12 protein-coding genes are annotated in these 13,700 nt (G+C 49.2%); 2 read left to right on the forward strand and 10 right to left on the reverse strand.

Features of this window, described 5'->3' with window-relative positions; genetic code table 11:
- Positions 1-87 precede the first annotated feature (87 nt).
- A complete protein-coding gene (locus NST83_RS15220) occupies positions 88-1,833 on the forward strand; it encodes an NFACT RNA binding domain-containing protein (protein WP_342414799.1) in 1,746 nt (581 codons plus the stop codon).
- 244 nt (positions 1,834-2,077) lie between these two features.
- On the opposite strand, the gene NST83_RS15225 is transcribed toward NST83_RS15220, so the two are convergent.
- The 9 genes from NST83_RS15225 to NST83_RS15265 all read right to left on the reverse strand — a co-directional run bounded on the left by NST83_RS15225 (position 2,078) and on the right by NST83_RS15265 (position 11,506).
- On the reverse strand, positions 2,078-2,947 hold the full coding sequence (locus NST83_RS15225) for a PHP domain-containing protein (protein WP_342414800.1): 870 nt from the start codon (positions 2,945-2,947) through the stop codon (positions 2,078-2,080).
- Positions 2,947-3,903: a selenium metabolism-associated LysR family transcriptional regulator gene (locus NST83_RS15230; RefSeq protein ID WP_137063627.1), complete on the reverse strand. Its 957-nt coding sequence runs from the start codon at positions 3,901-3,903 to the stop codon at positions 2,947-2,949. The genes NST83_RS15225 and NST83_RS15230 overlap by 1 nt, the downstream gene beginning before the upstream one ends.
- 316 nt (positions 3,904-4,219) lie before the next feature.
- On the reverse strand, positions 4,220-4,657 hold the full coding sequence (locus tag NST83_RS15235) for a hypothetical protein (protein ID WP_025684234.1): 438 nt from the start codon (positions 4,655-4,657) through the stop codon (positions 4,220-4,222).
- A gap of 228 nt (positions 4,658-4,885) precedes the next feature.
- Entirely contained in the window at positions 4,886-5,146 is a 261-nt protein-coding gene (locus NST83_RS15240; protein ID WP_014282311.1) for a YlbG family protein, read from the reverse strand.
- Positions 5,147-5,185: 39 nt separating this feature from the next.
- Entirely contained in the window at positions 5,186-5,626 is a 441-nt protein-coding gene (locus NST83_RS15245; RefSeq protein ID WP_137063628.1) for a YlbF family regulator, read from the reverse strand.
- Between the two features lie 106 nt (positions 5,627-5,732).
- The gene (locus NST83_RS15250) at positions 5,733-7,799 is read right to left on the reverse strand and encodes a helicase-associated domain-containing protein (RefSeq protein WP_342414801.1); all 2,067 of its coding nucleotides are present in this window, start codon (positions 7,797-7,799) and stop codon (positions 5,733-5,735) included.
- A 7-nt stretch (positions 7,800-7,806) separates the two neighbouring features.
- Positions 7,807-9,630 (reverse strand): DNA repair helicase XPB, encoded by a 1,824-nt coding sequence (locus NST83_RS15255; RefSeq protein WP_342414802.1) that lies wholly within the window; start codon positions 9,628-9,630, stop codon positions 7,807-7,809.
- Positions 9,631-9,781: 151 nt separating this feature from the next.
- Positions 9,782-10,210, reverse strand: a complete 429-nt coding sequence (locus NST83_RS15260) for a CBS domain-containing protein (RefSeq protein ID WP_014282315.1) — start codon at positions 10,208-10,210, stop codon at positions 9,782-9,784.
- Between the two features lie 90 nt (positions 10,211-10,300).
- Positions 10,301-11,506, reverse strand: coding sequence for an amidohydrolase (locus NST83_RS15265; RefSeq protein ID WP_342414803.1), 1,206 nt, complete (start codon positions 11,504-11,506; stop codon positions 10,301-10,303).
- A gap of 254 nt (positions 11,507-11,760) precedes the next feature.
- Between NST83_RS15265 and ftsW the strand changes: the two genes are divergently transcribed.
- The gene (gene ftsW, locus NST83_RS15270; protein WP_137063632.1) at positions 11,761-13,020 is read left to right on the forward strand and encodes a putative lipid II flippase FtsW; all 1,260 of its coding nucleotides are present in this window, start codon (positions 11,761-11,763) and stop codon (positions 13,018-13,020) included.
- Positions 13,021-13,241: 221 nt separating this feature from the next.
- Here ftsW and NST83_RS15275 read toward each other — a convergent pair whose 3' ends face one another.
- Positions 13,242-13,607, reverse strand: a complete 366-nt coding sequence (locus tag NST83_RS15275; protein ID WP_137063633.1) for an Asp23/Gls24 family envelope stress response protein — start codon at positions 13,605-13,607, stop codon at positions 13,242-13,244.
- Positions 13,608-13,700 lie beyond the last annotated feature (93 nt).

Raw genomic sequence — 13,700 nt, forward strand, 5'->3', positions numbered from 1 at the left:
TATCACAATGCCGCTTAAGTTTTGTCCCAAAGTTATGTATCATAAGAAGGAAGGCAAAAATATTTGCTTCAAAGGAGAACAGACATTATGGCATTGGACGGAATCGTAACCCGCGCTATCGTACACGAGCTGCAAGGCATACGGGGCGGGCGCATCAATAAAATACATCAGCCGAACGATCACGATATCTTACTGAATTTGCGGGCTCAAGGCGGGAGCGTCAAGCTGCTGCTGTCGGTCAACCCGACATTCCCGCGTGTACATTTTACAGAACAAAGCTTTCTCAATCCAACGGAGGCACCTATGTTCTGTATGCTGCTTCGCAAGCACTGCGAAGGTGGTATCATCGAAAAAATTAGTCAGGTGGGCATGGAGCGTATTATTCACATGGATGTGCGTCAGCGTGATGAGCTGGGGGATATTTCACTCAAACGGATTATCATTGAGCTGATGGGCAGACACAGCAACATTATCTTGCTTGACCCGGAGACAGGCGTTATGCTGGACGGCATCCATCATGTCACACCGTCCATCAGCAGCTATCGGGTCATCATGCCCGGCTTCCAATACACGGAGCCTCCTGAACAAAATAAGCTGAATCCGCTGGAAACGGAAGAAACGGCTTTTGCATCCTCATATCAGACAGCGATCGAAGCCGAAGAAGCTCCCAAACGCTGGATTGTGAATACCTTTACTGGACTGAGCCCCCTCATTGCCGAGGAGATGCTGACCCGAGTTTCCAACGAAGCTCCCGCTGACGATTATCGTCCGCTGTGGAATACCTTTAGTCACATCATGGATGACGTGCGGAATCATCGTTTTCAGCCGGTATCCGGTCTGAACGTGCAGGAAAAAGTAATATTTTCAGCCATTCCCCTCACGTTGATTCAAGGAGAGCGCAAAGAATACACTACGATCAGTGAGTGTATGGAGGACTTTTTCGGTGAAAAAGCAGAACGGGATACGGTCAAGCAAAAGGTCAGTGACCTGCTGCGCTTCCTGCAAAATGAACGGAGCAAAAACATAAAAAAACTCGACCATCTGCATCAGGATTTAGCTGAGGCGGAGGATGCCGATCAATTTCGCATTTATGGGGAGCTGCTGTTCGCTTCGCTGCATGAAGTGAAGAAGGGCGACAAGGAAGTGACGCTCACCAACTTTTATGATGAAGAACAGCGTCCGATGACCATTCCGCTGGACCCGTTGCTGGGCCCATCAGATAATGCGCAACGGTACTTTAAAAAGTACAATAAATATAAAAACAGCCTGGCTGTCATTGATGAACAACTGGAGAAGACACACGAAGAAATTCGGTATATGGACAATCTACTACAGCAACTGGCTCATGCCTCCATGAACGATATTGAGGAAATACGTGAAGAACTGGTTCAGCAAGGCTATCTCCGGGACAGAGTCAAAAAAGGGAAGAAAAAGAAGAAAACGGACCGTCCAACCTTACACGTATATACGTCATCCGAAGGCATCGAGCTGTTGGTCGGCAAAAACAACTTGCAGAACGAATATGTAACGAACCGTCTGGCCGGACCTAATGACACGTGGCTGCACACGAAGGATATTCCTGGGTCACACGTCGTTATTCGCGCCGAGCAATTCGGAGACACAACGCTGGAGGAAGCAGCTCAGCTCGCTGCCTATTTCAGCCAGGCCAAACAGTCCAGCAGCGTGCCCGTAGATGCCACCTTGATCCGGCATGTGCGTAAGCCTAGCGGAGCCAAGCCCGGCTTTGTTATATACGATCATCAGCGCACGCTCTTCATCACACCCGATGAGGACCTGGTCAAAAAGCTGCCGAATCGCATCAAAAACGGCTGAGCCGCACCAGCATAATCTTGTAAACAAGTATGCATTCAGGAACACCCGCTGCGAAGCACACATAGCGGACAAGTCCCTTGAATCCACTTAAAGCCCCTTATCTTGTGCAAAGAACACTTCATGAGTGCAGGCACAAAACAAGGGGCTATTTGTGTTCCCTATTACTGTTTACTATCGAGATTCTGTGCTTCATTTTCATATATGTGCAATAACGGCTCATCTTTGCGTAAAAGCCCTGTACTCCTTACTTTTGTCCACCAGCAGCCCTTCTCAATTCATCCACGACCTGACTGTCCACACTGCGGCTGCCCAAATCACCGTGAAAAATAACGCCTTGGCGGGCACCATGGAAATCCGATCCACCTGTCGGGATCAGCCCGTAGTGTGCAGCCATCGCGGCGTATCGACTCTCAGCCTCATCATTATGGTCTGAATGTCGCACCTCCAAGCCCGCAGGCTTCGCCTTCTCTACAATGGAGCGAACCAGCTCATCATTGCCATACAATCCAGGGTGGGCCACCACAGGTACCCCTCCTGCTTCCCGAATCCAGCTTATGGCCTCCGCAGGCTCCACTCGGGGCACAGACACATAACCGGGCGATCCCTCTGCCAAATAATGGTCAAACGCATCCCTCATATCCTTCGCATAGCCTTTTTGTACCAGCGTATCCGCCATATGCGGACGTCCAATGCTTTCATCCGGCGCCAGCGGTCTGCCCAACGTAGCTACCACCTCATCCAGTGTGATTTCCACACCCAGGCTACGTAGCCGACTCAAAATCAGATCATTGCGGGTATCCCGCGCCTGACGTAGCTTTTCCAACCGTTCCAAAAAAACTTCATTACGGTAATCCATAAAATACCCAAGTATATGAATATCCTTACCGCCTGCCCGTGTGCTAATTTCCACACCTGGCACCACTGTAATGCCCAATCGCCGCCCTTCCTCAAGCGCTTCCTCCAGCCCCGCTACCGTATCGTGATCCGTAATTGCAACCCCTGCCAGTCCTTTTTCCTTGGCCCAACGCACATTGTCCGCTGGTGGCTGCATACCATCAGATGCCTGAGTGTGAGTGTGCAAATCGTATCGTCCCAAATTCGTCTGCTCCTCCATTACACATTCTCCTCCTCTTTCATCTCTGCAAGCTCATTCACCGTATCCCCGGACACATCCGTTCCCTGATCATGACGGCGCAAGAATGACAGAAAGGTTACCACCGGAATCGGCAGCAGTGCTGATTTCAGATGGATGGCATAAAACTCGCGTTTGAAGGTGATGTCGGAAATATTTACGATTTTCAGCAATCCGAGTGCAACCTCATGCTTCACCGAAGAAGGCGATAGCATCGTAATGCCTAATCCAGCCTCAACCGCCGATTTGACCGCTCCAGTGCTGCCCATCTCCATAACGATGGAAAGCCGGGACGCATCAACACCGCGGCTTCTCAACTCGTCCTCTATCACTTGCCTTGTACCTGACCCCTTTTCTCTTGCTACAAAAGGATGCTTAAACACATCCTCCAGAACTACCTTTTTGGCCTTCGCCAGTGCATGTCCCGAAGGAACAATCAGCTTCAGCTCATCCTGCATCACAGGCTCCACCACGATATCCGGGTGCTGAATCGGTGCTTCAATCAGCCCTAAATTCAATTGATGCTTTAAAATATCATCCATAATTTGAGTCGTATTCATTACGTTCATTGCCATGCGTATATGAGGGTACTCCTGACCAAACGGCCCCAACATTCTCGGTACAATGTACTCGCCGATCGTAAGACTTGCGCCAATATGTAATCTCCCCTCCAGCATGTGAGTAAAAGCAGACATCGCCTCATCAGCTTCACGGATTAGCTCCATGCTTTTTTTCGCAAAAGGCAGCAGTGTCGCTCCTGCCTCCGACAGCTCGATTTTTTTGGTAGATCGATGCAGTAGCTTCGTACCAAAATAATCTTCCAAAGACTGAATTTGCATCGTCACGGCAGGTTGCGTCATATGCAGCGCTTGCGCCGCTGCCGAGAAGCTTCCCCGCTCCGCTACCGTGTAAAAAATATGCAGCTGATGAAAGTTCATACTTACAGCCCTCTCCCCTCTCTGATCTCCTTATTTTAGCATAAGAAAAACATCTGTCGAAGCATTTCCAAGAAAGCAGACTGAAATTAGGGGATTTTATTATAGAATTTATAAATGAGCATTTTGTATAAATCCCAAGAGCGATTTCAAATCAGCGATATATAGATCAAAACGGTCTAGTTTGTCTATATATTGTACTTTAAAGCGTTGGGAATCGAATGATGCAAAATGCTGGAATAAAAAAAGTATGCAGATTATTCCTGCATACTTCTACTAGATAAGGTACTTGACGATAATCCCTTCCGCGAATCAACGTCTATTTCCGTTTACGGGTGCTTTTCATCAGTGTCATACGCCGTGAATGACGCAACCAGGAATAGTACGACTTCAAATCCCGCAGTTCAATGGTCTCTGACATCCGCCCCAAAAAGGTGATCACAATCATTTTGTGGAGCGGGTTACCCGCAATATCCATTTCGCCAGGCAACTCCCCAAACTCGGCCACGACGACCAGGTCACCGTCAATTAAATATACATCCTCTTCGTTGTGATAGTAGGATTCCATCCTGTTTTGCTTCAGACATTCCCAAAGCCAGGCGGCGATATGATTCGTTTCGGACTGTTTCTGTTCTATACGGTCTAAGTAGCGTGTTTTCGCATGATTAGTAATCACAATATCGGCGACCTTCTTGTCGCCCATCTCTACGTAGAACGGCTCGTATGTACTCCAACGCTGCATCGCCTTGTCACGCACGGGATCACTCTCCCCACCAGATAGGTCTTTATATCTACCAATATATTCATATGTTACCTCAACAGACCCGGGACTACAAGTTACAAAATTGAAGTTTATCGCTAATTTTAAAGATTATTTTAGGTCTATCAGCATGAAGACCATTATGCAAAAGTCCTGGATTTATAAAAAAAAGCCAGCCCAAGGGCCGACTTTTTAATAAAACTTGAAACAAAAACCATTTAAAGATTATATTTCATACTCTTTTAATTTTTCCTTATCGTCGTTATACTCCGTCCTGATCTCATTTCGGAAAGAGCGTTCGACCTTGCGCACATAGGAAAGCCTGCGAATATTCTTAACGGTATCCTCTGCCCGATCCGCATTCATGTATATGACAACATAATGCATACGCCTCGAAATATAGTGGACATTCCCGTATTTCTCCAAATTGCGGGCAGCCTTGATATCGCTTACCCAAATGATGTACCCTGTCCGCTCGGCAAACATTCGCTTCATCTCCCCTCCACTCGATATCATCCCTATGGCCTATCCGCAGGAGCACTTGCCTCCGCTACCGCAGCCACCCTTTTTCACATTCGGATCATTGCTTGGCACCTTAATGGTGTCAGACACAGAATAAGCAATCGTTTCAGACATGGCATGGAGCATATCATCCAACGCCCTTTCTGCCCGTTTGAACTCCTGAACCTCCTGAAATTGTTCCAGCTCCAGTTCAACGACCTGCACTGCATCCTTCGCTTCATGAAAATTTGGGTGAAAATGCCCAAAGCGTTCCGTTTCAGCGAACAGCTCCTTTTTGGCATCCAGCTTGCGCACACACGCCTGAATCGACGGATTCCATTCCACACGCTGTTTCCAATATAAATAATCCGATACCTCAAAGGACCGGTTGACCATATCGCCCAATTCATAGGCGTTAATAAGCACTTCTGCCATATTGACCGTGTTCAATTCGGCTACGCTCATGAATGTTCATCTCACTTTATATAAAGTTCTACTGGTAAAGTAGACTCATTTATCATAACACATCCTTCTTTTGAGAAGAAGGAGTTTCATGCACATCCTGGCTGTTCTATGTAAAAGGAACCAGCAGGCGCATATCAGACCATTCCCCCGGCTGTAAAGTCGTGCGGGGAAACGTCTCACCGTCCAAGCCGGTAGCATACCAGCCAGTCACACTCCACGGCTCACCGGGAGCCACCGCTTCCGGTATCCATTTGACCTCTTTTTCACCGATTCTCAGTCCCACCGCCACTTGCCAGCGAATCGCCTGTTCCATGAGCTCACGGGCGGTGGAGGCATGGTAGCTTCTCCATTCTTTTGTCCATGACGCGGGTACTGCCGATTTCTCTGGAAAATAATCGGATGGGTCAGGTAGCGTATGCTCCCGTTTATAAAAGTGCAACGTCCGCCCCGTGTAAACCAAACCTGCCCTTCCCTCTTGTGAAAACATCGGCCATTCCTGAGTTGAGTTGGTTAACGTTTCGCCAACTGTCGTTTCTGTATCATCCGCATCAAATGGACTGTTGGAGCAAACGGGACAAACTTCCTCCGTTTTCGCCACCAGCGGATAACGGTGAACCGGCTCATCCACCCCCTCCATCTCCTGGCGCGGACTCAGCCCAATCGTAGCAAGTGTCCTGCGGATTTTGACAGCCGAACGTGCCGGAATAATAAAGTCCCTTTCGCCAATCCGTTCAAGCAATCCAGCCAGTCCGGGGTGACGTGCAGCACTATCTGCGTCCTCTCGGGTACCACAACGCAGAAGTGTTACCGTTGCAAACGCTGTCCGTCCCACATCGCCTGCCCACTGCTCCACTGCCACGCGTACATGGTCAGGCACGCCTGTCCGGCTATACCTATCCAGAAGTGCTGAAATAGCTTTAGCCTCCATCCCTAGCTCGATCGCCTCTGTAACACTTTCTCGGGTGATTCGGTATACCACCATCCGGTCCCCCGTCACACGTTCACAAAAGCATTCCAGCTTCCAACGTACATCATAAGCTACATCCGGCGGCACCAATATTTCAAAATCCGGCTGTACATAAAAGGTACCTCGCTCCTGAACCCCATCCATCTCATCATCGGAACGAAGCATATCCAACGCTTGTACGTTCCAGCGAAAACACAGTTCTCCCGACGCGGTCAGACCCCAATCACCCATTCCAAAGGCGGTCAGCGCTGTCACCCAGCCCCTAACCATATCCATGTATTGTCCGTTAAGGCTGAAATGAGATGCCGTGTTGTCCTCAATCCTTACGTGGCTTGCATGTATAGCAGATAAATCCAGAGGATCACCGCTTTTACGGTCCAATCCGCTCACACTCTCCTGCGAAATCAGTCCCGTCTGAGTCATCCATTGGAGCAACGACCCGATATGAATCCAGCCTTCAGGTCCCACATGGCTGGAGGCAACGCACAGCATATAACGAAAATGCTGCATAGATGCCTCGGCCTTTCCATACCTTTCCATCAGTGTGACAAGAATATGCTTGCGCATTTGCCAAGCAGACAAGCGAATCCACACTGCCAGCCCGGCTTCCTGTACATGAAAAGTAGCAGCTTCCTTTACCAGCAGACCCAAGCTGAGCAGCAAGTCCATCATCACCACCGTTTGCACCGGATACAGCTCGGCGTACGCATATTGTAGCCCAAGTCCAGTCAAATCTTCCGGATGAAAGGGAGTCAACTCATTTAGCTTTTGCAGTGACCGTTTATGAATGATCCCTTTCGCTGTCAAAGGAACTCCCTGCACGGCAATACGGGACAACGCGTGCAGCAGCTCCGCTTCAAGCCCCGTCAACGCTTCATGCACCGTCAGCGGTTGATCCGTATCCATCGTTTTCATCGTACTTTGGCTTTGCTCCAACAGCATTTCGTACAGATCCGGCAACCGATGAACCGGAATATATAACATTCGTTCGCCCCACGATTTGGTAACCGCCTCCAGCCAGCCCCGGTCGCGCAGTCTGTGCAGTGCCAGTTTCGTTTCGGCTCCACTCAGCGCTCCCCGGGTAAGACTTAATGGCTCTTCTTCCTTCATGGGCTGTCCCGCGTGCCGGATAAAGCATTGACGTAGCACTAACAGCTCATCCGATGCAAGCTCCTTCCAGCCGCCTTCCGTGTTTGTTACGCCCATTCTTTGATCACGCCTCTCTTTTCTTTCCGCCAGCTTCAGCCTCATCATTCAGGTTCCCGATAGCCTCCCCCGAGCTAAATCTGCGAATCGCATATTCATAGCCCTGCTCAATCAGAAACAGCTGACGGCGGGCTGCAAAATCCGTCTCCTTACTGTTCTCCGTCACTAGCGCATAAAAATAAGCCTTATTTTTACCAGACTTCGGTCGCAAAATGCGGCCAAGCCGCTGTGCCTCCTCCTGACGGGAACCGAAGCTGCCCGATACCTCTATAGCTACGGCCGCATCCGGCAAATCCACAGCAAAGTTCGCCACCTTGGACACCAGCAAGGTCCGAATTGTACCTTTGCGGAACGCATCGAACCACCGCACCCGCTCAGTCTGGCTCATTGACCCGGTTATCAACGGCACGCTCAGCTCCTGCGCCAATAAACGCAATTGATCCAAATATTGCCCGATAATAAGCGTGGGCAGGCCCTGGTGGTGCTGCATCAGGCTGCGCACCGCTTCCAGCTTGGCCGGATTTTCAGCGGCAATCCGGTACTGCTGCCTGCCTTCAGCACGCATGCTGCGTTCCAGAAGCGCAGCCGACATGGGAAGCCGAAGCTCCACACAATCGACCTGGGCGATCCAGCCCTGTCGCTCCAGCTCCTTCCACGGCATGTCGTACCGCTTCGGTCCAATCAAGGAGAACACATCCCGCTCGCATCCGTCCTCCCGAACAAGCGTCGCGGTCAATCCCAAACGACGGGTGGCCTGAATATCCGCCGTTGCTCGAAATACCGGCGCAGGCAGCAAATGCACCTCATCATATACAATTAGCCCCCATTTGCGCTCGCTTAGCAGCTTCAAATGCTCAAATTCTCCGTCTTTGGTACGGCGATGCGTCAAAATCTGGTAGGTCGCTGCCGTAATCGGACGCACTTCTTTTTTCTGACCACTGTATTCCCCAATGGAATCGGCAGGAATATCCGTCTTTTGCTTCAATTCCTCAATCCATTGCCGAACCGATGTGGTATTGGAGGTTAAAATAAGCACCTCGCACTGAAGCCGCTCCATCACTGCCATACCAATCACGGTTTTTCCCGCTCCACACGGAAGCACCAGCACACCGCTGCCACCCAGGCCGTCTGTCCCCTCAAACGCATCAGCCGCCTCCACCTGATAATCACGAAGCTTCAGCTCCGTTTGTCCCTGACCTAGAGAAAAACGAAGCTGATTCCCCTCCAGGTAGCCTGCCGTATCCATAACCGGAAATCCAAGTCGGGTCAGTTCCTGCTTGAGCAGGCCCCGATTTTCTGAAGGAACCGACACGGTCACTTCACTGTCACGAAGCAAACCAAGCTGCTCAAGATCCTGCTTGAGCAGCAGTTCATCCAATAAAGCCGGGCTGTCGGCCGTCAATATCAAGCGGTCAGCCGCTGTACGGCTATGAGCTGTATCCATCTCCATGCCTATAGTTGCTTCCTGCTCAATACTATTCAGATCAGCAGTATGCATGCTGTAACGGCCCTTTTCTTCCACTCTCGCCCGTGACAGCGTCAGCGTCCCGTAACGGGAGACGAGTCGTTCAATATCCTTTAACAAATCACGGGGAATATCCCAACGGGACATGGAATGCAGACTATGTTGAACATCCGCGGCACTCCACCCGAGGGCGGCCGCATTCCACAGGGACAATGGAGTGATATGATATGTATGAAAAGCGGACGGGCTTTTAACCAACTCCGCATAAACCTGCAACTGTGAACGTGCATGCTCCGAAGCGGGCAGGCCCATTTCCAGCAAAACGGTAAAATCACGTTGTACAATACAAGGGTGATCCGGATTCATAATTACCTCCCGTCAATCTATAACACATCATCTTAAGTTCTATATAACAAACAGTTTGTCCGTTTATTCGCAGATCAACCGGAATAGCAAGAAGTCCAACCCATACACGGGTTGAACTCCTTGTCATCCAGGCCTATGCTTGCTCTTTTACCTAGTGTACCTGCTCGGAAATATGGCTAAGCGCCTCTCCAGCGTTGTCTGCAAAAATATTACGTACAGCCAGATCGCCAATCGAAACAATCCCGATCAAACGATCCCCTTCCGTTACCGGCAGACGGCGAATTTGCTGCTCTGCCATCAGTTCGGCTGCCTGATCCACCGACATGTCGGCTTGAGCTGTACGGATGCCTGTTGTCATCACTGTGTCGACTGAACTAGAGCCGGAATGCTTTGCAGCATAACCACGAACGACAAGGTCACGGTCCGTTACCACACCGATAAGCTTGTCACTACCTTCGCTTTCCACAACTGGGATAAAACCGGTGTCGTTATCCTTCATTTTGAGCGCAATCTCATAAATATTGTCTTGCGGGGTAACCGTCACACATTTTTCAGTCATAACTTCCTGAACCTTTTTCATGGGTACTCCCTCCTTTTCAACAGTAGGGTACCCCATTTCATTCTGCTCATACACCGAATCAGCTCGTACAGTTTCAGCTCACGGTAGCTGTCAGCGGCTGGTATTTACTGTTTTTCGCTCCGCAGCATATCCGGTAGACATCGCAATAAACAAACGAACCGCCTTAATCATCGCATCCTCGTCAAAATCAAACTTAGGGTGGTGATGCGGATAAACGGCTCCTTTAGCAGGGTTACCCGCTCCCACGAACATGAAGCAGCCCGGCACACGTTCCAGATAATAAGCAAAATCTTCGGCAGGCATCAGCTTTGACGCTTCCTGAACCTTTCCCTCACCAAAAACGGGTCCTGCTTCCTTAAAAAAACGCGAAGCTTCGTGCACATCATTTACAACAGGCGGGTATCCCATAAGATAGCGAATATTGGCTGTTGTTCCGTAAGTTGCCGCCGTAAGCTCCGTAACCGCATGCAGCCGATCCTTCATCACCGTCCGGGTTTCCTCGTCAAACGTACGGATCGTCCCACTCAGACGACATGTTTCCGCGATCACATTTTGCGCAGCCCCCCCTTGAATCGTTCCCACCGTCAGCACAGCGGGCCGCAAAGGGTCTACTGAACGGCTCACGATGCTTTGCAGTTGCATAACAAGAGCTGAACCCGCTACCACACTATCATGGGTAGACTGAGGCATACCGCCATGACCACCCTTACCCGTAATTTCAATATAAAAATCGTCCGCCGCCGCCATCAACGGCCCTGCGCAACTCGCAGCCGTCCCGATCGGAAACGGTGTCCACAGATGGATGCCGTAAATAACGTCCACTCCTTCCAGCACGCCATCCTTTAGTACATTGACCGCGCCACCAGGCAACAATTCCTCCGCAGGCTGGAACAAGAATCGTATTTCTCCTTCCAGCTCATCCCGATGGAGACTAAAATAGTAAGCCGTTCCGAGCAAAACGGACGTATGCCCGTCATGTCCGCAAGCATGCATGGCTCCGTCAACGCTGGAACGATATTCGCATTCTTTCTCATCCTGAATAGGAAGAGCATCCATATCGGCGCGCAGCATCACAACAGGCCCCGGCTTGGAACCACGAATGATACCGACAACACCGTGCCCCCCTACATGTCGGCGAGCCTCAATACCCCAGCTCTCCAGCTTGTTCGCTACAAAGGCTGCAGTTTGGCTTTCCTGAAAAGAGATTTCGGGATTTTTATGTAAATATCTGCGCCACTCCACCATATGTTCCTGTAGCTGGTCAAACCAGCTCTTGTCTGTCGCATGTTGTGTCATATAGCTCCACCTCTCCTTTTAAAACACTGGGCTGCTTCCCGATAAATCTTGCAGATTCACAACGTATGTGCCACTGCTCTCAAACCCTTATTTTGTATTCTATTGTAGCAGATATGGAATTGTTGCGATATCCGTTGCTGTATAGAGGTTGCAGAAGCCCTCCAAAAATACTATGATTAAATGGATAAACCATAAAATAATAATGATAAACGTCTGCGAGGCATAACTTGCGGCGAATACCGGGGGAAGCTGATATGAGAAATACGAAGCCGGAGACTCGAAGAAGAGGCACACCGGATTTCCAATTGCTGATCCTCACCTTGTTGCTGGTTGGATTCGGGGTAATCATGGTATTTAGCGCCAGCTCCAGCGTAGCTCTGCTGAATAAAGACTATAATTTTGACTCTTTGTACTTTGTGAAGCGTCAAGCTGCGTTTGCTATACTTGGACTTTTCATCATGTTCGTAGCTATGAATATTAAGATGGAAAAATATAAAAAGCTGTTTGTACCTTTATTTTTCATTACAGTTTTACTGCTGGTCATCGTTCTTTTTACAGGCTCTCTTAACGGCGCAAAAAGCTGGCTCAGATTTGGTAGTATTGGTTTCCAGCCAACCGAGCTTGCGAAAATATCCATTATCCTGTACTTATCCGCGCTGATTGTCAAAAAAGGGGATCGCTTTAGAGATTTACGAACCGGCTACATACCCGTAACCGTCATTGTAGGTTTTGTTGCGGGACTCATTATGCTTCAACCGGATTTTGGCTCCTGCTTCATCCTCGTAGCAACCAGTGGCCTGATTATTTATGCCGGGGGAGCCAGTGTCAAGCATATTACGGCTTCGATTGGTCTCCTGCTACTGGGCGCCGCCCTCGTTTTTGGTATCGGCTCGTTGTTTGGAGGAGATTCTGGAGCATCAGATGGCCAAGCCACGGCCAAGCAAGATTACAAAATCGGACGTTTTCAAGCCTTTCTTGATCCTATGGAATATAAGCTTGGAACTGGATATAATCTGGTACAATCCTTGCAAGCTATAGGGGAAGGCGGAATAACTGGGGCTGGATTTGGCAAGGGCATTATCAAGCTTCACTATTTGCCTAACTCTTTTAATGACTTTATTTTTTCCGTAATTGGTGAAGAATTTGGATTCATCGGAACAGCCATATTTCTGATGCTGTACCTGTATTTCATTTGGCGAGGGATGATTATCGCCTTGCGTTGCCATGATCCGTTTGGGACGTTGGTGGGTACAGGTATTATGGGCCTGATAGCCATTCAGGCGTTCATTAATATCGGTGGTGTAACCCAGACCATTCCGATCACCGGGGTTACGCTTCCCTTTATCAGTTTTGGTGGATCATCCCTTCTCGTCACGATGTTCTCCATCGGAATCATGCTCAGCATCTCCCGCGAAAACACCAAACAGGCAGTACAGGAACGTACTACAGGAGTAGCAGTTCGGACCCAAGTACCTAACCGTTTTCAAACTCGTAGAGCTAACCGTTCCCGTTAAAAAAAGAACTTCCCCGATCACCGACAATGGTGGTTTTGGAAGTTTTTTGTATATGTATATACATGTGTTCAATCTGGCGGTATAGGCTGCGGCTTATCTGCAAACAAAAACTGGCGTTTCTAAAAATCGCCAGTTTTTGTGTCCTCATTCATATCTTCGCGGGGAAAATCCCTGCATGTATAAAGCTGGCGGAAAACGTCAATGTATCCGCCTTGTCTTTTTTACACTGCGTCGTCCTTAAAAGCGACACCCTCTACTTTTACGTTGACTTCCACAACACGCAGACCTGTCATGCTTTCGACAGCTTCTCGCACATTTTGCTGAAGAATCCGGGACACCTCATGGATTGGTGTTTCGTAGAGCACAAAAATACGAAGATCAATGGCAGCTTCCAACTGTCCAACCTCCACTGATACGCCTTTTTGCACATTTTTACCACTCAGTCTTTTGGCCCAGCCTTCAGATAAGCCACCTGACATTGCAGCAATGCCGGGCGTCTCCAGTGCAGCCATCCCCGCAATTTTACCTACGACATCGTTGGAAATCTTGATGTTTCCTGCTTCCAGTTGTTGAATTTGCTCTGCCATGACTTATGTCCCCCTTCATCCATCCTTTATTTGTATTGTAAAGCCTCAGCCACTGCAATTGCAAACCTTGCGTATGAAAAATAACTTTCGTTT

It is taken from the genome of Paenibacillus sp. FSL R10-2782 (assembly GCF_038592985.1).
Taxonomy (GTDB): domain Bacteria; phylum Bacillota; class Bacilli; order Paenibacillales; family Paenibacillaceae; genus Paenibacillus; species Paenibacillus terrae_C.

Bases quoted from the DNA above. Each gene is read 5' to 3' on its own strand.
- NST83_RS15275 (WP_137063633.1), bottom strand. From the start codon at position 13,607: ATGGCAGAGCAAATTCAACAACTGGAAGCAGGAAACATCAAGATTTCC.
- NST83_RS15230 (WP_137063627.1), bottom strand. From the start codon at position 3,903: ATGAACTTTCATCAGCTGCATATTTTTTACACGGTAGCGGAGCGGGGA.
- NST83_RS15255 (WP_342414802.1), bottom strand. From the start codon at position 9,630: ATGAATCCGGATCACCCTTGTATTGTACAACGTGATTTTACCGTTTTG.
- NST83_RS15225 (WP_342414800.1), bottom strand. From the start codon at position 2,947: ATGGAGGAGCAGACGAATTTGGGACGATACGATTTGCACACTCACACT.
- NST83_RS15250 (WP_342414801.1), bottom strand. From the start codon at position 7,799: ATGGGCGTAACAAACACGGAAGGCGGCTGGAAGGAGCTTGCATCGGAT.
- ftsW (WP_137063632.1), top strand. From the start codon at position 11,761: ATGAGAAATACGAAGCCGGAGACTCGAAGAAGAGGCACACCGGATTTC.
- NST83_RS15220 (WP_342414799.1), top strand. From the start codon at position 88: ATGGCATTGGACGGAATCGTAACCCGCGCTATCGTACACGAGCTGCAA.
- NST83_RS15245 (WP_137063628.1), bottom strand. From the start codon at position 5,626: ATGAGCGTAGCCGAATTGAACACGGTCAATATGGCAGAAGTGCTTATT.
- NST83_RS15240 (WP_014282311.1), bottom strand. From the start codon at position 5,146: ATGTTTGCCGAGCGGACAGGGTACATCATTTGGGTAAGCGATATCAAG.
- NST83_RS15260 (WP_014282315.1), bottom strand. From the start codon at position 10,210: ATGAAAAAGGTTCAGGAAGTTATGACTGAAAAATGTGTGACGGTTACC.
- NST83_RS15265 (WP_342414803.1), bottom strand. From the start codon at position 11,506: ATGACACAACATGCGACAGACAAGAGCTGGTTTGACCAGCTACAGGAA.